Origin of the sequence: Pseudobutyrivibrio sp. ACV-2 (assembly GCF_900107545.1) — a bacterium.
Taxonomy (GTDB): domain Bacteria; phylum Bacillota; class Clostridia; order Lachnospirales; family Lachnospiraceae; genus Pseudobutyrivibrio.
This window is the reverse complement of sequence record NZ_FNQZ01000002.1, coordinates 229386-250662: the sequence shown is the minus strand read 5'-3', so window position 1 is coordinate 250662 and position 21277 is coordinate 229386. Positions and strand designations below refer to the sequence as shown.

General features: G+C 40.2%; 12 protein-coding genes. 11 read left to right on the top strand and 1 reads right to left on the bottom strand.

What is annotated here, in order from left to right:
- Positions 1-2 precede the first annotated feature (2 nt).
- The 10 genes from BLV53_RS03850 (at position 3) to BLV53_RS03805 (ending at position 18657) form a co-directional block, all read left to right on the top strand.
- The gene (locus BLV53_RS03850; protein WP_090297310.1) at positions 3-4481 is read left to right on the top strand and encodes a non-ribosomal peptide synthetase; all 4479 of its coding nucleotides are present in this window, start codon (positions 3-5) and stop codon (positions 4479-4481) included.
- A gap of 36 nt (positions 4482-4517) precedes the next feature.
- On the top strand, positions 4518-8903 hold the full coding sequence (locus BLV53_RS03845; RefSeq protein WP_090297307.1) for a non-ribosomal peptide synthetase family protein: 4386 nt from the start codon (positions 4518-4520) through the stop codon (positions 8901-8903).
- On the top strand, positions 8900-10189 hold the full coding sequence (locus BLV53_RS03840; RefSeq protein ID WP_090297305.1) for an MFS transporter: 1290 nt from the start codon (positions 8900-8902) through the stop codon (positions 10187-10189). The genes BLV53_RS03845 and BLV53_RS03840 overlap by 4 nt, the downstream gene beginning before the upstream one ends.
- Positions 10186-10926: a hypothetical protein gene (locus BLV53_RS03835; protein ID WP_090297302.1), complete on the top strand. Its 741-nt coding sequence runs from the start codon at positions 10186-10188 to the stop codon at positions 10924-10926. The genes BLV53_RS03840 and BLV53_RS03835 overlap by 4 nt, the downstream gene beginning before the upstream one ends.
- A 20-nt stretch (positions 10927-10946) precedes the next feature.
- Complete coding sequence (locus BLV53_RS03830; RefSeq protein WP_090297299.1) at positions 10947-12032, top strand: NAD(P)H-dependent oxidoreductase; 1086 nt, start codon at positions 10947-10949, stop codon at positions 12030-12032.
- Between the two features lie 19 nt (positions 12033-12051).
- Positions 12052-12759 (top strand): thioesterase II family protein, encoded by a 708-nt coding sequence (locus BLV53_RS03825; RefSeq protein WP_090297295.1) that lies wholly within the window; start codon positions 12052-12054, stop codon positions 12757-12759.
- A gap of 14 nt (positions 12760-12773) precedes the next feature.
- Positions 12774-15281 carry an ABC transporter permease gene (locus tag BLV53_RS03820; protein WP_090297292.1) on the top strand — a complete coding sequence of 836 codons (2508 nt, stop codon included), beginning with the start codon at positions 12774-12776 and terminating at the stop codon, positions 15279-15281.
- 15 nt (positions 15282-15296) lie between these two features.
- Complete coding sequence (locus BLV53_RS03815) at positions 15297-15974, top strand: ABC transporter ATP-binding protein (protein WP_090297289.1); 678 nt, start codon at positions 15297-15299, stop codon at positions 15972-15974.
- Positions 15967-16638 carry a 4'-phosphopantetheinyl transferase family protein gene (locus BLV53_RS03810; protein ID WP_090297286.1) on the top strand — a complete coding sequence of 224 codons (672 nt, stop codon included), beginning with the start codon at positions 15967-15969 and terminating at the stop codon, positions 16636-16638. The genes BLV53_RS03815 and BLV53_RS03810 overlap by 8 nt, the downstream gene beginning before the upstream one ends.
- A 72-nt stretch (positions 16639-16710) precedes the next feature.
- Positions 16711-18657 carry an ATP-dependent helicase gene (locus BLV53_RS03805; protein ID WP_090297284.1) on the top strand — a complete coding sequence of 649 codons (1947 nt, stop codon included), beginning with the start codon at positions 16711-16713 and terminating at the stop codon, positions 18655-18657.
- Positions 18658-19353: 696 nt separating this feature from the next.
- Here the strand turns inward: BLV53_RS03805 and BLV53_RS03800 are convergent.
- On the bottom strand, positions 19354-20124 hold the full coding sequence (locus BLV53_RS03800) for a histidinol-phosphatase (protein ID WP_090297281.1): 771 nt from the start codon (positions 20122-20124) through the stop codon (positions 19354-19356).
- A gap of 178 nt (positions 20125-20302) precedes the next feature.
- Here BLV53_RS03800 and BLV53_RS03795 point away from each other — a divergent pair, with 178 nt between their 5' ends.
- Complete coding sequence (locus BLV53_RS03795; protein WP_090297278.1) at positions 20303-21160, top strand: SGNH/GDSL hydrolase family protein; 858 nt, start codon at positions 20303-20305, stop codon at positions 21158-21160.
- Positions 21161-21277 lie beyond the last annotated feature (117 nt).

Here is a 21277-nt window from a genome sequence, read left to right as displayed (position 1 = left end):
CAATGGAAGCAAAGGTAGAAAAAATATATCCACTGACCCCCCTTCAGGGGGGAATGCTTGCATTCACAAAACTATATGGGGACAGCATGTACATAGTGCAAAAGCGCATCCCATTGGAAGGTGAGATAAATAAAAATGCAATAGATGAGGCACTCGCCTATCTCGTAGACCGCTACGAGGTTCTAAGAACATTTTTTGTCACAGTAGGCGTAAAGGAGCCTGTACAGGCAGTACTTAAAAATAGAAAAATTCTTCCGGAATATATAGATATCTCTCAGAAATCTACAGAGGAACAGGAGCAATTCTTAGAGGACTACTTAAGCAGCACAAGAAAAAAAGGATTTGATTTAGCAAGAGATCCGCTGTTTAGATTTGCAGTAGTTAAAACAGGCGATAGAAAATACGAGCTTCTTTGGACCTTGCATCACATCATTTTGGATGGCTGGAGCACAGGAATTCTCCTTTCGGATTTCATTAATATCTACACAGATATTTGCTGTGGTAGGAAGGTGCAGACCTATATAAGAAATGAGTTTTCTACCTATGTAAACTGGCTTAAGAGCAAGGACAAAAAGGATATTGAGTTCTGGAAGGATTATTTAGCAGATTACAAAAATATCCTTACTGTGGAAGGAAAGGATTTAAGCACTGGAAGCTTTAACTATAGTCCAAGCGAACTGTCCGTGTTTATTGATGGAAGCTTGGGCGAAGGCATTAACAACCTTGCCAAAACACTTGGAGTCACAGTCAACCTCTTGTTTGAAACCATCTGGGGATTGATGCTTCAAAAATCAAATTACACTGATGATGTAGTTTTTGGCTATGTTTCAAGCGGTAGAAATGTGCCGGTGGATGGAATTGAAAATATGGTGGGACTTACCATAAACACCATCCCAATCAGGGTAAATACAAATGAGGCTGATAGCTTTAAGTCTCTTGCAATCAGAATGCAGGAAAATTATGGAAAGCTGCAGCAGTATGAGTATTCATCATTGGTAGAAATCCAATCAGGTACCGAGCTAAAAAACAACCTTATAAACCACATCATGGTGTTTGAAAACTACCCATATGATGAGTCAATCAACAGTGAAGAGGCGGTGAAAAATCGTGGCTTTAAAATCCTTGGAGTAGCTGGAAACGAGCAGACAAACTATGACTTAAATGTGGTAGTTATACCAGGAGCAGATGCATTAGAGCTTAAGTTCATGTACAACAGCCAGGTTTTCACAGCTGAAAATGTGAAAGCCATCAAGGAACGTTTCCTTTTGATTATGGAGCAGGTCATCGCTAATCCAGATATTTCATGTAAGGATATTAACATCTGCTTCTCAGAGGAAAAGGAAAAGCTCTTAAAGTGGTCTGTAAATCATGAATGTGGATACCCTACAGATAAAGCTATCCAAGATATTTTTAGGGAAGTAGTAGAAGAGTATCCTGACAGAATTGCAGTTCAAATCGGTGAGGAAGCTATCACCTACAAAGACCTTGATACGAAATCAGATTTGCTTGCAGTAAAGCTTAAAAAGCTTGGTGTAAAGGCAGATAGTCTGGTGGGACTTTGCATAGAAAAATCTATTGAACTGATAGTTGGAATGCTTGCCATCCTAAAGGCTGGTGGAGCATACATCCCTATGGATCCTGATTATCCAATAGACAGAATCAACTACATGATTGAAAAAGCAGGGGCAACTCTCGTTCTTGTAAATGACAAGTTTGATACAACAAAACTAGAAGGTGTAACACCTGTAAATGTATGTGAAGAAACAAATGCATCTGACGCAGAAATCCAGAATATCAAGGCTTTAAAAAGTGCACCGACAGATGCCGCCTATGTCATTTTCACATCCGGAACAACCGGCAATCCAAAGGGCGTTTTGATACCTCACAGAAATGTGGTAAGACTCCTCTTTAACGATAGGTTCCAGTTTGATTTCAGTGAAAATGATGTATGGACCATGTTCCACTCAGCCTGCTTTGATTTTTCAGTGTGGGAAATATATGGAGCTTTGCTCTATGGTGGAAAGCTGATACTGGTTCCAAAGTCGGTTGCAAAGGCTCCAAAAAGCTTTGCAAAACTTCTTGAAGAAGAAAAGGTTACAGTGCTAAATCAGGTTCCTTCATCCCTATATAACCTGATTCAGTTTGTAGAAAATCCGCTTCCAGCACTTAGATATTTGGTGACAGGTGGGGAGGCTTTAAAACCTACAAAAACCATAGAATTCAAAAATAATAATCCGTATTTACGAATCATAAATATGTATGGAATTACAGAAACAACTGTCCATACAACCTACAAGGAAATCCTGGAGGCTGATGCTGCAAGTGAGCTTAGCAACATCGGAAAACCACTCCCTACCTTAGACACCTACATCATGAACGGTGACAACTTGTGTGGCATCGGTATCGTGGGCGAGATATGCGTTGCAGGCGAGGGACTTGCCAGAGGCTATGTAAATCTGCCAGAGCTTACCGCTGAAAGATTTGTAGAGTCAAAGCTTTTAGGCACTAGGATTTACCGCTCAGGCGACTTAGGCAGATGGCTTGAAAATGGTGAAATAGAGTATTTAGGCAGAGCAGATCAGCAGGTTAAAATCAGAGGCTTTAGAATTGAGCTTAAGGAAATCGAAACTGTGCTATTGCAGCAGCCTGGTGTGGCCGATGCGGTAGTCATCGTAAAAACAAGCAGTGCCGGTGACAAGCAGCTTTGTGCATTTATAGTTGGCGAAGCATCTGATTACGAGATGCTAAAGAACAATCTAAAGAAACGTCTGCCAGATTATATGGTTCCAACTAGCTATTGCAATATTGAAACCATACCTGTTACCAAAAACGGAAAGGTGGATAAGGGAGCTTTAGAGGCTATTGATCTGGGGAAAAATCTTGAGTATGTAGCCCCTGAAACAGAAATAGAAAAATCTATCTGTAGCTTCATGGAAGAGATTCTTCATACTGAAAAAATAGGAGCCACAGACAACTTTTTCGTAAGAGGTGGACACAGTCTGTCAGCTACTATTTTAGAGGCAAAAATCGCTCAGATGCTAAAGGTAAATATTCCACTGGCAAAAATCTTTAGCGAGCCTACACCAAGGCAGATAGCAAAAAATGTTGAAGCACTACTTTCTCAGAAAAATGCTGATAACAATGAAAATAAAATAGAGGCTCTTGGTGAAAGGGAGTTCTACCCACTAAGCTACAACCAGCAAAATCTCTGGTCTACAGTTTCAATGGGAAATGACAATGGCACCTTAAATATTGTGTCAGCATTTATCTTAAGAAACATTCATACAGAGTGTTTTGAAAAGACTATCAGAGGCCTTGTAGAAAAGCATGAAGCTCTTAGGACAAGAATCAAACTTGTTGAAGGAGTTCCTGTTCAGTACTTCAGCTCCGTTGATGAGATTATGCAGGAGTATAAGTACGAGGACTTTGTGGATAAAGATGTAAATATAGAAGAAATTGTTGATAAAGAGTATGAAACTCCATTTGACTTGTTGAAGGATTCACTGGTGAGATTTCAGTTGATTCAAACAGGTGAAAATGAGCACCTATTCATTTTAACTCTTCATCATATCATCGCAGATGCATGGTCATTTGATGTGCTCTCAAAGGATATGCTTAGGCTATACGAGAGCTATTTAAGTGGTAGTGCTCCTGAAATCAAAAAGCAAAATATTCGCTATGTTGATTTTGCGGCATGGCAGAAAAAGGAATTACAGAAAAATAAGGATGCTTTAAAAACATACTGGAGTGAAAATCTAAAAAATCCTATTCCAGTCTTAAACATGAACACCGACTTTAAACGTCCAATAGAAAAAGAGGTTGTTGGTGCAGGAATAGATATCGATTTTGACAAACAGCTTGTTAAAAAGCTTCAGGCCTATGCAAATGAAAAACAGGTGTCTGTATTTATGGTGACTTTATCAGCGGTTTATCTGCTTTTAAATATGTACAGCGGACAAAAAGACATCATAATAGGCACTCCAATCGCAGGCCGCGATAATCCAAAGCTTAAGGATTTAGTGGGATATTTCCTGAACATACTTCCACTTAGAGTAAACCAGGAAGGCTGTGAAAATGTAGATGATTTGCTAAGCAAAGTAAAAAGCACAACCCTTGAGGCATACAATCATCAGGATTATCCATTTGCCATGATGGTTGAGGATAAATACATCAAGCGCGACCCATCCAGAGCTCCATTTTTTGATGTGATGGTGCAGCAGATAAATACAGCAGAGCAAAAGCTGGTACAAGTGGGTGATGCTGAAATAGAGGTCGTAAGTTTCAAATCAAAGCAGAGCAAGTATGATTTAGTATTTAACTTCCTTCAGACAAATGATGGTTATAGTCTCAGACTAGAATACAGCACCAAGCTGTTTAAGCCGCAGACTGTGGAGCGATTGCTTGAAAGATATCAATTGATTCTGAGTCGAATCGTTGAAAACGTATATACGAATTTGGCTGACATAAAAGAAGACCTATAAATTAAATTTAGAGGGTCAATATTGGGAGGCAATGTAATGAAATATGTAGGATCTTATCACCAGGAGAGAATCTGGTTTATTGATGCCTTTGAAAGAGGCAGCCTATATGAGGGTGGCCCTGTCTATCACAACATTCCTTTGATACTTTATGCAAAGGATGGTTTTGATAAAAGAACCGTAAGGGCAACCTTGGATTTTTTGGCAGAGCAAAACGAAATCTTAAGAACCAGAGTTGTAACAGTAGACAATCAGGTGTTCCAGGAAATATCTGAGGATGTGACAATTCCATTTTGTGTTATTGACAAGCAAAATGGAAATGTGACCTGTGACGAGGCAGTGGATACCCTTCTAAAATTTAATGACGAGGCATTTATTAAAGGTATTTCAGGCAGCCTGATTCAGGCTATCATGCTTAACGTAAATGTTTGTGAGTCATATCTTCTTGTTACGCTCCACCATCTGATTTGCGATGATACAACAAAACAGCTGTTCAAGGATGCATTTTTACAGGTGTATCAGCAGCTTGAAGCCGGAGAGGAGCCTCATATAGATGCCGAGGATGATGAGGATGATATGACAGCATTGCTTGGAGCCTTCCTGGATCCAGATATGTTGGTTGCCTCTGATGAGTCTGAAGCCAAAACCTATAAGGAGCTTGCTATGCAGCAAAAGGACATGGCAGATGACATAATCGAAAAAGAGGTTATGTACTGGAAGGGACGACTCCATGAGAGGATTCAGGCTCTTGAAATCCCTACTGATGAAAAGCGTGCAGCAGTCCACATTTATAAAGCTGCTGTAGAACAATATCCACTATCAAAGGAACTACTTGATGAGCTTAATCTGTTTAGTATCCGTTATGGAATTTCTAAAGAAAAGTTCTTCCTTACAGTATTTAAAATCATTCTTATGAAATACTCTAATCTTTCAGAGATAAACATTGGAACAAGCATCTGCGATAAACGGCAGGAGAGCTTGAAGCAGGTGATGGGACCTATGTCAAATCTGGTTTTATTAAGTGATGATTTGGATGAGGATAAATCATTTATAGATATTGCTGAAATAGTGGGCAACACATTGGATGATGCCAGGGAACACAGTGTTATTCCATTTGACAAGCTGGTTATGGAAATCAATCCGGAAAACGATATGAGCCGTACTGCTTTGTTTGACATCCTTTATAACTACAGAGTAGAGGAAAATGATTATCGTATATGCGAATTGGATTACAACCTTGGCTGGGGTAAATATGACTACAATCTGCTTGTCAAGGAAAACCCTTCAGGTATCAATTTCATAATGACCTACAACGGTCTTTACTTTAAGGAAAGCACCATCAAGCGTCTTCTTAAAAATATTGAAAAGCTTTGCAGCTGGGTTCTCGAAAATCCAAACACAAGCATTGTAGAGGCTGACTACATTTCAGATGCTGAAAAGCAATATTTGTTAAACGAATGGAATGAGACCTATAAAGGGACACTTTCAAACAAGGCTATTCACCAGGTGTTTGAGGAAAAGGCAGCCCAGTTTAAGGACAGAATTGCAATTACAGATGAGGTATTTGAAATCACCTATGATGCTTTAAATAAAAAGGCAAATCGAATTGCAAACTATCTGAAAAAAAAGGGTGTAGCTGATGAGGATAAGGTAGCAATTATCCTTGATAAAAGCATTGACTGTCTGGCAATTATCCTTGGAATTTTAAAGGCGGGTGCATGCTATGTTCCTATGAACACCCACCTTCCAATAGAACGTATTGATTACATGCTTAAGGATTGTAATGCAAAAATATGCATTGTCAGCGAGAACTTTATAAGTGACAGGCAACTCTCCCCGGCTCTTGTCACTTGTAAAGAGCTGGCAAAGGAATGTGAAAATGAGTCTGAAGAGTTTGCATCACATTACAATCCAAATGGGCTTGCATATATTATTTACACTTCAGGCACAACAGGAAAGCCTAAGGGTGTATTACTGGAGCACAAAAGTGTCACCAGACTTATTCAGGACAACGCAGCACTATTTAACTTTACAGAAAATGATGTGTGGACCATGTTCCATTCCTACAATTTTGATTTCTCAGTTTGGGAAATGTATGGCTGTCTGTTAAATGGTGGAAAGCTTGTCATCGTATCTGAGGATGCGGCCAGAGATGTAAAACGCTTCAGAAGGATGTTGGTAGAAAATGAAGTTACCATTTTAAATCAGACTCCATCAGCGTTTTATGTGCTCGATAAAGAAGAAGCTACTTATGAAAATAAAGAGCTTTCTGTAAGGATGATTATTTTCGGTGGCGAGGCGCTGAACACCGCTAAATTAAAGGGCTGGGCAAGTCGCTACGAAGATACAGAATTTATCAATATGTATGGCATCACAGAGACCACCATACACGTTACCTTTAGACGTCTTACAAGAGACATCATCGAAAATGGTGTAAACACAATCGGCAAGCCACTGCCTACTTATAAGGGCTATGTATTAGATAAAAATATGCAGCTTGTACCGGCAGGTGTAAAGGGCGAATTTGTAGTAGGTGGAAGCGGTGTGGCCCGTGGTTATTTAAATCTGCCGGAGCTTACAAACCAGAAGTTTATTGATAATCCATTTGCTTCAGGTGAAAGGCTATACCGGTCAGGAGACCTTGTAAGAATAAACGCAGATGGTGAGCTTGAATATTTAGGACGTATCGATAAGCAGGTTCAGATCAGAGGCTTCCGTATTGAAATCGGAGAGATAGAGACAAGGCTCCTAAGCCATCCTACTATTCAGGAAGTAAGTGTATTATCGCAAGACAACGGCATGGGCTCACTTGAACTTGTGGCATTTCTTGTGATAAAGGAAGGAACAAAGGTTAACAGCATAGACCTTTCAAACTATTTGAAAAACACACTTCCAGACTACATGGTTCCGGCCAAGTTCCTAAAGGTGGATGCTATTCCACTTACATCAAATGGCAAGGTAGATGAAAGAAAGCTAAGGGAGCTTGAAGGTGAAAGCCTAGGCTCAGGTGAGGAATTTGTAGAGGCTACCACAGAGCTTCAAAAGCAGCTTGTGGAAATTTTTAGGCAGACAATCAATACTGAAAAAATCGGTATATACGATAATTACTTCCACCTGGGTGGTAACTCAATTTTAGTTACCAAGCTTACATATCTTATCAATGAAAAATTTAAGGTAGAGGTTCCATACAGATATTTCTTTACAAAGCCAACAGTCAAGGCTGTGGAAGACTATATCGTAAATGCGAATCCTAAAAATGCAGAGGCTGATGTAACAGAGGGCTGGGAAGCGGATTTAGATATGCCACTTGCTATTGAAGCAGGTGTTCCATATGCAAACACCTGTGAAAACGTGCTTTTGACAGGTGCCACAGGATTTTTAGGCGCATATTTGCTTAAGTCATTATTAGAGAAAACGGATTGCAATATTTATTGTCTGGTGAGAGCTGAGGATGCTGTAAAGGCATTCGAGCGTGTAGCTTCAAATCTTAAATACTATGGAATTGATGTGCTGAGTCAGTTACATCGTGTGAAGGCCATCGCCGGTGATTTGGGACAGCCTTTGCTTGGCCTAAATGAAAACCAGTTTGCTGAGCTTGCAAACACAGTTGATGAGATATATCACAACGGCGCCATTGCCCTTTATGGCTATTCATATGAACAGCTTAGAGCAGCAAATGTGCTTGGTACGGCAGAGATAATAAAGCTTGCAGCACAGGCAAAAAGAAAAGCTATCCATTATGTATCCACAGTTTCTGTATTTGATGGTTCGGCAAAAAACAAAGTCCTTGAGGATGATATCCCAGACTGTGGAAAGCTTAAAAATCAAGGTGGCTATGGAATGACAAAGCTTGTTGCAGAAGCTTTGCTTCGAAAAGCCAGAGAGCAGGGACTTAAAGTAAATATTTATCGTCCAGGCAGAATCGTAGGCTGCACTGAAAACGGAGCATGCCAGACCAAGGATTTCCTATGGATGCTGGTAAGAGCCTGTGTTGAGATAAACAGCTTTATGGACAGCAATGTGCCATCAGAAATGACACCGGTAGATTTGCTGGCAGATACCATCGTAGACATTTCAAAAGCAGACATTGAAAACAACCACACAGTGAACCTGAACATGAGACAGAACATTTCTGCAGAGCTAATCAGAGAGTGGCTTAACGACTGTGGCTACAATATTGAATTTGCTACCTATCAGGATTGGTACAAAAAGGTATCTGACAAGGCTACCGAGGATATGGGCAGTGTGTGCGCACAGCTTCTTCCATTCTTAAGTCCAACTGAAATAGAAGAGATAAATGTTTCTTACGACAACAGCAATGCTAAAAAGCTTTGTAATGTAGAGGAACGACTTCATGTAGACAGCATGGAAGAAATCTTTAAAAAGACAGTAGGCTTCTTTAAGGATAGGAGATTGATGGCATGAACGAAAAAATAAAGTTTTTTGTGCTGTGGTTTGGGGAATTTCTATCAGTTATAGGAACAGGAATTACAGGCTTTGCTTTAAGCGTTGATATCTATCAAAAGACTGGTATGGCAAGCTACTATTCACTGATAACCCTTTCCACAGTTGCACCTAGTATTTTAATCAGGCCAGTGGCGGGAGCCCTGGCTGATAAATACAGTCGCAGATTGATAATGATTATCGGAAATATGCTTGCAGGGTTTGGCATAGTGCTGCTGTTTTTCCTGCTTCATTTTGAGGCAGGTGCCATAAGCATACTGCACATCTGCCTTTGCATGATAGTAAGCTCCATCGGAACAGGCCTTTCTGTGCCAGCCTACACATCCTGCATCACACTTTTAATACCAGAAGAATTTTATCAGGTGGCAAGTGGAATGATTCAGGTATCGGCGTCAGCCCAGTACATTATATCTCCTTTGCTTGCAGGAATTTTACTTCCAATCATGGGTGCTGAAAATGTGATTTTACTTGATGCTGCATCTTTTTTAATCGTCATACTGATTGTCTTTTGGATAAAGGTACCGCTAAAGGTATCAGACAAAGAGGATGAAAAGGAAAAGCTTTTAGTATCCATCAAAAAGGGAATGAAGTACCTAAGAGATTACAAGGAAAATGTAAAGCTTATCATCATGGGAATGCTTGTAAATTTCTTTATGGGATTTTTAATCGTTTTGATTGGACCTATGATTTTATCTTTTTCCACACAGACCTGGCTTGGAATTGGCGAATCCATTTCAGCCTTGGGAATGGTGGCAGGAAGTGTGCTTGTAATGTTTGTAAAGCTTCCTAAAAACCTTTACAGCAAAATCTATTCATATGTAATCCTTATGGGAATAGGGTATGCCATGGTCGGTCTGACCCAGAACTATTTATTTATTATCGTGGCCTGCATCACATTTTTTTATTCAATACCCTATATCAACACCTACGTGGATGTGGTATTTCGCACTACCATCGAAAAGAAAATGCAGGGCAGAGTATATGCAATACATGGCGCCTTGGTCCAAGCAGGCTACATAGTGGCCTACTCAGTGGCGGGGCTTTTAGCAGATTATATTTTTGAACCTATGTTTAAAGAGGGCGGCTATTTCTACAATAACCTTGGCAGAATATTTGGAACAGGCGAAGGCCGTGGCATAGGTCTTATGTTTGTTATTTGTGGAATCTGCATTGTTACCATAGGTTTATTTTTCAAAACAAGAATCGATCGCCTAAGCATTGGCGATGAACAGGAGGTTGTAGCGTGACTAGTTACAGTATGGAAACATATAAAAGAATTAACTCATCCTTTTCACCAAAGGAGCGAAGCATATTAACAGTGGGTGGAATTGCAACAGCAGTTTCTGCAATTATCTACTTCGTAATTACGGTATTGATTGCAATCGATCCGGTTGGAATGTACATTTCAGGTGGCGAGGGCTTTGACACATTACTAAACAATCCATATATAAACGTGACCTGGAGATTATTATTTGCATTTAACAATATGTTAAACGTGCTTATCATTCCGGCATTCGTGTTATATGTCTCAAAGAACAATGACAAATTTTTCGGCTTATTAAATGCAGCCAAAATCTTTATGCTATCAGGTGTAGTTTTGGCAGCTGTGAACTGGGTACATTTTGTAGAGGTTACAAAAATCATGTTAAACCAGTACAAGGCCGGAATTAGCATGGATACAATTACAGGAATTCATTATTTTCCTATCGATTCATTTTTCTTATGGACCTGGGGGCTTTATGGTCTTGGATTTTTCATTACAAATCTAATCGGACTTTTAACAGGCAGATTCACTAAAAAGATGGGAATCCTTGGAGTGGTTTGCGGCTTACAGCTCATGCTTTTAGTAGTCTTTTACATCGGCGGTGTCGCAGTGGCAATTGCAGGAGTTCAGTACAGCATGATGATGATTTGTGCAGGACTTTTAGGCGGCATAACAGGACCGATTTTCATGTTTAGCTGCAAGAAATATTATTTGGCATAAAAGCCTTTAGGAGGATATGTGTGAGAGCTTTAGTTTTAACTTCCAGTCCAAAGGAAAAGGAATATAGTGTGACTCAGGTGCTGGCATCTCAGTTTGCAAAGGGAATGCGTGAGGCTGGTGCTGATGTGGAAGGGTACGATTTAACTCGTATGAATATCAAGCATTGCATGGGATGTGGAGCCTGTTCTACAGTTACAAATGGACACTGCATCATAAAGGATGAGATGACTGAAATCTTATATACAAAATTCATAGAAGCAGACGTAGTGGTGCTTGCCTCTCCTATCTATTTTGGAATGCTAAATGCGGTGATGAAAAATTTTATAGAGCGTCTGTTTCCTTATCTTGATCCAAAGCAGATAGCAAAAGGAGATATGGTGGTTCAGAATTTCAGAGGCCCATTTCCAAAGATAGTTGCTATATCGGCAGCGTCATGGCACAAAAGTCATGCCTTCATGCAGATGTCAGCTTACTTAAAATATCTTTTTGACGACAAGCTTATAGCTGAGCTTTACAGAGGAAACTCCGATGCAATCCTGTTTAGCCCTGTGTATGCAGACAAAAAAGACGAAATACTTGAGGCGGCATTTAAAGCAGGTGAAGAGTTGGCTAAAACTAATGCAATCTCACAGGATACCATAGAAAAAGTCTCACAGGATTTAGACGATTTGGAAAAAGTGGTTTCACTTCACAATCTGAATATGAAGCTAAGCCAGGAAGAAAAGGTAACTATTCAACAGTACATTAAAAACAGACTACATGACCACGGCAGAGTGCTACCAAAGTCCGTAGAAAGCTTTGTAGAATATGTTGAACTGTTTTTTAAACCAAAGGGTGAGGACACAGATACAGATTTTAGTGCACAATTTGTATTCAACGGAGACGAGAAAAAATACTGCTTTTTTGATATTAAAAATGGAAAGCTTACTTCATCAATGGAAAAAAGTCCTACTGCAGATATTACCCTAAAAAGCAGCTTTGAAACTATATCAGCCATTGTGGGTCACAAGGCCAGCCTCATGGAGGAGATAATGAATGGCAGAGTTATAGTGAAGGGGAAAATCGATGAATTAAATCGGGTAGGAACATATTTATTAATGGAGTAAATACACAAGGAGTGATAAGATGGGTACAACTGTCATTGTAATTCCTCACGCAGGAGGAATGGCATCTGCATACTATGATTTTTTGAAATTTGCGGATGCATATGTAGATTTTAAAATAGTGGAGCTTCCCGGTCATGGTGGAAGATTTGATGAGAATTTAGTAAATACCTTTGAGGAAGCTGTAGATGATATTTACCTTCAGTGCAAGGATGTAATAGAAAATGGAGAATATGTAGTCTTTGGGCACAGCATGGGAAGCTGGCTGGCTTACGAGCTGTATTACAAAATTAAATCAGAGGGAATGCCTCTTCCAATGCATATGTTTTTCTCAGGTAATAATTCCCCTTACAAGGAGCGAAGCCTTTCATTTTCAACTCTGAGTGATGAAGAATTCATACAGCATATTTTAAAAAATGAGCAGACCTCAGAGGAGATATTTAAAAATCCAGAGCTTAGAGCACTGTTTTTGCCAGTCCTTAGATCTGACTATAGCCTGCTTGAAAATTACAAGCCTGTGCCAGGCAGGGAGCCAGTGGATTGTAATATTTCCATCCTGTGTGGTATGAGCGACCCGCTTCTTATGGGTGGTGTTTCAGAATGGAATGAGCTTACCGCAAGGGAATGTGAAATCACTTATTTTGAGGGAAACCATTTTTATCTGTTTAACAATCTAGAGGAAGTATTTGACTACGTTTATAGAAATATTGAGATGTGCAATAACTACTAAAACAGGAGGTCAACTTGAGCTTAATAGTAAAATACATTTTAAATAATGTGCGGGAAAAATTAGTCAGGACCATACTTGTGCTTTTATCTATAGCTGTATCCTCAGCCCTGTTTTTTGCCACCATAGGTATGAAAAATACCTGTCGGCAGATGTATGTGGATCAGGCAGTGCAGCTAGGTGGAAGCTCTGATATCAAGGTTGCTTTAAAGGATGAGATTGGCGGGGCTGAATTCATAGCGAATGATTCCCTGACTGCTACATCTGAAAAACTTGATTACCAGATAAACATCATGAGTGTGGAGGGCCTTTACAATCCTGACGATATAGAAAATTCAGAGTATATAAATCTATGGGGTACAACTCTTGAGGACCTAGAGACCTTTAATAGTTATGAGCTGGCTGAAGCAGGTGACACTTCCTCTTTTGAGGGTAACAAAATCATAGTAAGCCAGGTGTTTGCAACAGAAATTGGAGCCAAGGTCGGTGACACTGTTGATATCAAAATAAATGGTGAGGTTGCTTCACTTGAAGTAGTAGGTCTGGCAGAGCAGGTAGGATTTTTCCTAAATGAAAGTACAGGCTACCGTGCCATCGTTCCAAAGGATTTCTTAGAGACAACTTATGGTGTTTCTGAAATGAGCAATCTGTTTTTCTTAAAGGTTGCAGATGGAGCTGATGTAAATGACACTATAGACCAGTTAACTGAAGCAATGGAAAACTGCACTGTTCAGGCATCTGTAAACGAATCAGATTTAAATCAGGCTGTAAACACCGTTGTTATGCCATTTATGGTGTCGGCTCTCACAGTAATTTTCATGAGTATCTTCATTATTTATACCTCGTTTAATCTGATTACATTGGAGAGAATGCCAGCCATTGGAACCTTTAGAAGCGTGGGGCTATCAAAACGCAGATTAAAATTCGTATTTACGGTAGAAAGTATTATCTGGGGATTAGTTGGTGGTGCCATAGGCTCAATCCTCGGTATAGCAGTTTTATATACTATTGTAGTTGCCTATGTGCAGCAGCTCAGTGAGGGAACAAAGCTTACAGTATCCGTAAGCGGAATGCAGATAGTAGAGACACTATTGTTATCAGTTGTTCTTACCATGGTCAGTGCTATACCACCACTTTTTAAGGCACTAAAGAAATCCACAAAGGATATTATTTTAGACCTGGATACAGAAAAGAAAAAAGCAAAAAAGCATGTGCTATTAAAGCTTATTGTACTTGTGGCTATCTATGGGTTATGCATCATTATTCCACATACATTAAGCACAAGCCTGCTTTGCATGATAGTTACTATCGTATGCATGACGGTTATTATTGTGGTAACACTGATGCTTGTTCCTTTTGCTATTGACTTTATCGCAAAGCTATTTGCAAAAAGCTCTGACAATACCACAATGCTTGCTATGAGAAATATCGAGACAAACAAAACTCTTCTCAACATAGTAAGACTCCTTCAAATTGCAGTGGCCAGCATACTTATTATTTCAAATATTTCAAATGTTATTTCAAACACTATTAACAGTGTATATGAAACCTATCATTTGTATGATATCTCGCTGGTAGGAAGAGCCATTGATCAGGATTTTTGCGACAGACTATCAGAGGTTGAGGGTGTAGAGTCATTTGCAAACTCTTACGAAATCAGCCTGGCTCAGATAGAGGATAAAAATTTCTACTTCAATACTTTGTATGGAATTGATGATGAAAGCTTTTTCGATTACATGGGTGCAGAAATCGGCGATGAGGCATATGAGGCTTTATGCAGCTTAAATGATGGAAGAAACATAGTATTGACTGAACTGATTGCGTCTAAGGTAGGTGTAAAGGTTGGTGATATCATCAGCATTAAGGTAGGTGCTAAGAGCTATGACTATACAGTTACAGGTCTTGTGGATAGCTCATTTAAGCTGGGCAATATCGGATTTATTTCCGCAGCTAATCTCAGCAGTGACTACGAGGTTACTTACTACACAAACACCTATGTAAAGGTGGCAGATAAAGCATCAGTCGAGCAGGTGAGAAACAATATAAAGGCTGAATTTTTAGAAGAGCTAATCAGCATTCAGACACTTGATGAACTGATTGAGATTAACAGTGATTTGATTGTAAGCATATTTAGAATCATTAACGCATATGCGATACTTGCTCTTATAATTGGAATCATCGGTATGGTAAACAACGTGCTGGTGTGCTTTGCCACCAGACAAAGAGAGCTTGCCATGTATAGAACAGTTGGAATGAGCGCCAAAACCATGCGTCAGTTATTTCTTAAGGAATCATTTTTCCTTGGCGTATTTGGAGTATTATTTGCATTCATATCAGCAACAGGAATTTTAAACATTGTTCCATATATGCTAAGCTTCATATTCGGCAACGTAACAATGAAATATAATCTAACCCTATATATCGTATTTACGATATTTGGAATTGGAGTGATGTGCATGATTTCAATTATTCCAATTTCACGCAGCAGAAAGTTAAACATAATAGAGTGCATCAAGTACGAGTAATCGGGAGGGTTTCAAATGATAGAAGTAAACAACGTAAGCAAAAGCTTTGCACTAGGTAAGGCAAGTGTGCCAGTTTTAAAAAATATAAATCTTACAATTTCGGATGGAGATTTTGTATCAATCATGGGTCCTTCTGGTTCAGGTAAAAGCACCCTTTTATATTTGATGGGTGACTTGGACAACGTTTCCGAGGGCAACATCGTTATCAACGGCAAGGAAATCAGCAAGCTAAGCGACGAGCTTCAAAGCAAAATGCGCAGAAAGGAAATCGGTTTTATCTTCCAGTTTTACAACCTGATTCCAAACCTCACTGTAGAGGAAAATATCATGCTTCCAGCTCTTTTAGACGGGGCAGATAAAAAGGAGCTAAAGAAAAAGGTAGATGAGCTTTTAACTCTGGTAGGTCTTCAGGAAAGAAGAAAGCACACACCACGAGAGCTGTCTGGTGGTCAGCAGCAAAGAACAGCCATCGCCAGAGCACTTGTGACAAATCCAGACATCATATTTGCCGATGAGCCTATAGGAAATCTGGACAGCAAATCCGGTGTAGAAGTTTTAAAACTTTTGCAGAAAATTAATAGAGAAAGTGGTAAAACTATAGTGATGGTTACCCACTCTGAGGAATCCACCCAATATGGTAACAGGGTAATCAGACTAAAGGATGGACATGTAGTAGAGCAGGCTAATGGTTAAACAGTACGGGTTAAATATTTCAGATATAAATATAGATGAAAGGTTTTTTGAGCTGTGCAGCTGCATTTCAGCAGAGCGTCAGGCGCGAGTGGAAAGATACAAAAAGCCGAAGGATAAAATTCGTTGTCTGTATGCTGAATTGTTGCTTAGACAGGCACTGAGGCAGCAGGGATTTAATCCTGATGATATTGAGTTTGAATATGGCTCAAGTGGTAAACCTACACTGAAAAATGCACCTGGAGTGGAATTTAATCTATCCCACTCCGGGGATTGGATTGTGTGTGCCATTTCTGAAAAGCCTGTTGGAATAGACGTGGAGCATATTAAGGTAAGAGACTTTGCGCTTCTAGCCAGACATTGTCTTACAAAAGCAGAGCAGGCTGAATTAGCAGGGCTTTCTCCTGAGGCGCAACAGGACTATTTCTTTAAGATATGGACCATTAAAGAAAGCTATGTAAAAAAGCTTGGAACAGGGCTAGGCAAAGATTTTCAGAGCTTCGAAGTGAGAGCTGTTGATGATGTTTACAGAGTGCTGGAGAATGGAAGTAATGTATCGCCTGAGCAGTTTCGGGTGTATCGTATAGACGAATATCATCAGGTGGCAGTCTGCGCAGATGAGCCTATTGAGAATACTATTTGTCTCACATATAAGGATTGGATATAATGGTGAAAGTTTATAGGGTGCATATTCCTATAAACTTTCACCATTTTTTTATAGGAATAGAAATTAAGATATATGACAGAACAGAATTTTTTAGATACATATGGAGCCAGCTTAAACCCACAACAGCTTGAGGCGGTAAAGACTGTGGAAGGCCCAGTACTACTTCTTGCAGTACCAGGCAGCGGCAAAACCACAGTGCTTGTAAATCGCTTAGGCTACATGATTTACTGCAAGGGTATCGCCCCTGAAAATATACTTACACTGACTTATACTGTAGCAGCCACAAAGGACATGGCATCAAGATTCAATCACATTTTTGGAGACCAGCTTTCCGGCAGACTTGAGTTTCGTACCATCAATGGAATCTGTGCCAAAATCATAGCCTATTACGGCAGACTCATAGGCAAACCATCCTTTGAATTATGTAGTGATGATAAGGACACCGCAGGGCTACTGACTAATATTTATATCAACGTGGTAGGCGAGTTCCCAACAGAAAGTGATATTAAAAATATCCGTACTCTGATTACATATTGCAAAAATATGTGCCTGACTAAGGAAGAGATAAAAGACCTGGGAAAGACCGAGGAGATAGATTTACTTCGTATATACGATATTTATAACAATGAGCTTAAAACCCGAAGCCTGATGGACTACGATGACCAGATGATTTACGCTTACAGGATTCTAAAGGGCTCCAAGGAAGTAAGAGACTATTACCAGAGACTATATAGATATATCTGTGTTGATGAGGCTCAGGACACTTCAAAAATTCAACACATGATTATATCCTTGCTGGCAGGTAGTGACGGCAATTTATTTATGGTAGGCGACGAGGATCAAAGTATATATGGTTTCAGAGCAGCATATCCTGATGCTCTTTTGAATTTCGAAAAGGACCATCCAGGGGCGAAAGTTCTTTTCATGGATAAAAACTATCGCTCCAACGCCAACATTATTGCAGCAGCTGATATCTTTATCCAGCACAACAGAGACAGACATAAAAAACACATCTGCGCCACCAAGGAAGCTACAAGTGAAATCAGTTTGGTGCCAATCGACAGACAAAAGCAGTACCAGTATCTGTTAAAGGTAGCCGGAGAAATTCAGGAAAAAACGGCTATCCTCTATAGAGACAACGAAAGCATACTTCCACTAGTTGATTTGCTGGAGCGTTCCTCCGTCCCATATACCATCAGAAGTGCTGACATGGCTTTCTTCACCAACAGGGTAGTCATTGACATTATAAATATGCTTCGCTTTGCATTTGTGCCAATGGACGAAGAAATCTTCATGAAGATATATTTTAAATTCCAGACCTACCTCAGCAAAAAGGATGCCATAGAGATGTGTCGCATTGCAGAGCGCAATCATTCAGGGATTTTGGATGCAGCAGAGTTTGTAGATATAAAGGGACACATTCTAGGGAATTGCCGTTCACTTCGAACCCATTTTAAAAACATGGCAAATGAAACTCCATATAAGGCCATCAATCGCATTGAAAAATTCATGGGCTATGGCGAGTATCTGATATCGAACAACATCGACACAAACAAAGTGTTCATCTTAAAGATGCTAGCCAAACAGGAGCAGGATATTCCATCCTTCATCAACCGACTAAATGAGCTGAGAATGATATTGCAGGAAAAGAAAAATGTACCCGGTGCAAAACTCATCCTGTCAACCATCCACTCCAGCAAAGGATTAGAGTACGACAATGTGTACATGATAGATGTAATAAATGGAGTGTTCCCAAACAAAGTTATCAGAAACCCTGAGAAGGCCACAGCCCAGGAAAAGAAAAACTACGAAGAGGAGCGCCGTATATTTTACGTAGGTATAACCCGCGCCAAGGACAAGCTCACCATCTTCAAATACGCCGACAAGCAGTCCACCTTCATCCAGGAGCTGAAACCATCTTCTGACAAGCCAAAACCACCTGAACCAAAATTTACACCGAAAACTTCATACACCACCGCTGCATCCTCATACCTAAGCCGCATGAGAGGCCAGCGATAAAACTACCACTCACAGTTTTTGATACAACAGGGGAGCCAGGTCTTTTTTGACGGGCTCCCCTATATTTTTGCCCCGGCTCCAGCCCCCTTATGGCCCCCGCGACCCACACCTTCAAACAGGCATATTTGGACAAGAATTTTGTATTTTCTTAATGGTGCAATCAAGCTTCACGTAGGTGTCCGTTCACTGCTTTTACATTTCGCCGAAGATGTGTGACCTACACAGACACATTTTTAGTCTCCGGAATATTTCATCAGCCAGGTGGCAGGATACCCCCTACTCATACTCCATTCACCAAGTGGTAATTGGCAAGTGAGTTTTGATAGTTTGGGCACCAGTCGATATTCGCATCCGTGCTCAGCATCTCCTTGACCTCGCCGTCCATGGCTCGGTCTGCCCAAACTAGCAAAACTCACTTACCATTACCACTAGGTTCATTCCAAAATCGTAGGGGGTATCCTGCCACCTGGCTGATGAAATATTTCTATAGTTTATATATGTGTCTGTGTAGGGCATACAGCTGAGAAGAAATGTAAAACATTGAAAGAACACCTACCAATAAAAGAAGCTTGATTGTACCATTTAGAAAATACAAATTCTTGGACTTTGCCTGATTGAAGGTGTGGGTCGCGGGGGCCATAATGGGGCTGGAGCCGGACACCAAGTTTAGAGGAGCCCGTCAAAAAAAGCTAAGGCCTATACAGGTCTTAGCTCGATTACGTTGTCACCGTAGGTGATGTTGTTCTTATTTAGGAAGTCCATAAATTCTGGAACGTCTTCAGGCTGTTTCATATCCAGTGGGTTGTGGGCGTCGCAGCCTATTACAAAGGACGCGCCCATTTCTGAGGCCAGGGAGAAGAAGCGGTCGCTTGGATAGTTGCGTCCATCTCTGAAGCCTAGCATGTTTACTTCAAGGGGAAGCTTTAGGTTGATAGCGGTCTGGATTACTCGCTTCATGTGTTTCTGGAATATTTCGTCTGGTCCGTCGTAGTATATTAAGTCTGGGTGAGCCAGATAGCTGAACAGGCCAGTGTGCATTCCTTCTATGGTGAGGTCGGCATATGCGGCAAGCTTTTCTTCATCGTCCATCATTGCGCCTGAATAGAATCCGTTGAATTCATCTGGTACAAAGTGCTGTCCTTGGATGATGTAGTCTAAAGGGTATTGCTTTAGGTGAGGGATTAGTTTGTCGAAATATTTGTGGGTGTATTCCACTTCGTAGCCGATAAAAATCTGGATGTCGTTTTTGTATTCCTCACGAAGCTTTACAAGGGTGTCTGTGTAGTTTTCAACCTCGTCCATTCCCATTCTGATGTGAGATTCATACTGTGGTGGGTATGGCTGTGGAGTGTGATCTGAAAATCCTAAAATCTTGAAGCCATTTTTGATGGCACTTTCAATGTATTCTCTTTCTGTGCCAGAGGCGTGATTGCATCTGACCGTATGTGAATGGTAATTAGCTAACATATTATCATTTTCCTTTCAAACATAGAAAATGATATCACAATTAAGGGGAAAAATAAATTTTGACAGAATATATTTTTAATGATATATTTCATATCAGGTGTGAAATTTTAACAAATTCGACACAAATGAGTACTATAATGCAAAAGGTTTGTAACTATATTAATTTTAGAAAGAGATTATGGATAAAAAATATATAAAAAGTATTGCAGTAGTATTGTTATTGAGCTTGTGTGTGCTCTCTAAAAAAAATACCATGGCCGAGGAGATCCAGCCCGAACAGCCGGCTCCTGTAATTATGCAACCAGAGGTTCCGGTAGTTGAACAGGAGACCATTCAGGATGTTACAGTGGCTGAGGAACAGATAGTAGGTCAGGTTGACGAGGCGCTACAAAAAGAACAGATTTTGGCACAGGTCACAGCCGACCAGGCGTCACGTCAGCTTGTTATGATTGGTGATTCCAGAACAGTGGGCATGAAGAGTGCTGTTGGGAAAAACAGCAATCTTTGGTCTGCAAAGGTTGGCATGGGCCTGTCATGGATGAAAAGTACAGGTGTGCCAGCTGTGGATTCTGCTATCAATGCCAACTCTGACGTAATCATCATGATGGGTGTCAACGATGTCAGAAGCCTTTCAAATACTAAAAAATATGTGTCATACATAAACAAAAAGGCGGCAGAGTGGACAGATCGTGGAGCAAATGTTTACTATGTGTCGGTCAACCCAATGGTATTTGAAACCTCAAATTATCCTGGCATTACAAATAGTCTTATCGAAAGCTGGAACAGCAAAATGCAGCAGGGACTTAGCGCTGATGTTACTTACCTTGATACCTATTCTCAGGTGGCGGGAAGGCTTTCGTCCAAGGATGGTATCCACTACACAAATAAGAGCTATAAGCTTATTTATAGCCTTGTAAATCAGCAGATTATCGAGAAAAAGACAGCGGCTAATTTGGCAGATGCGCAGGCAGAGGCGCAAGCACAGCCTTCAAATGAAATAATCGAAAATGTGTCAACTGTGGCAGTACAGCAATAGAAATTCAGGCCTACTGATAGTTTTTATCAGTAGGCCTTTTGTTTACCAATAAGTGCTAAAAATAATTTTTAAATCGTGGTAATATATCAATTGTGACTTTAGTTAGTACATTAGTTG

Excerpts from the sequence above, each read along its gene's own strand:
- BLV53_RS03800 (WP_090297281.1), bottom strand. The coding sequence starts at position 20,124 with ATGTTAGCTAATTACCATTCACATACGGTCAGATGCAATCACGCCTCT.
- BLV53_RS03805 (WP_090297284.1), top strand. The coding sequence starts at position 16,711 with ATGACAGAACAGAATTTTTTAGATACATATGGAGCCAGCTTAAACCCA.
- BLV53_RS03850 (WP_090297310.1), top strand. The coding sequence starts at position 3 with ATGGAAGCAAAGGTAGAAAAAATATATCCACTGACCCCCCTTCAGGGG.
- BLV53_RS03825 (WP_090297295.1), top strand. The coding sequence starts at position 12,052 with ATGGGTACAACTGTCATTGTAATTCCTCACGCAGGAGGAATGGCATCT.
- BLV53_RS03840 (WP_090297305.1), top strand. The coding sequence starts at position 8,900 with ATGAACGAAAAAATAAAGTTTTTTGTGCTGTGGTTTGGGGAATTTCTA.
- BLV53_RS03815 (WP_090297289.1), top strand. The coding sequence starts at position 15,297 with ATGATAGAAGTAAACAACGTAAGCAAAAGCTTTGCACTAGGTAAGGCA.
- BLV53_RS03845 (WP_090297307.1), top strand. The coding sequence starts at position 4,518 with ATGAAATATGTAGGATCTTATCACCAGGAGAGAATCTGGTTTATTGAT.
- BLV53_RS03810 (WP_090297286.1), top strand. The coding sequence starts at position 15,967 with ATGGTTAAACAGTACGGGTTAAATATTTCAGATATAAATATAGATGAA.
- BLV53_RS03795 (WP_090297278.1), top strand. The coding sequence starts at position 20,303 with ATGGATAAAAAATATATAAAAAGTATTGCAGTAGTATTGTTATTGAGC.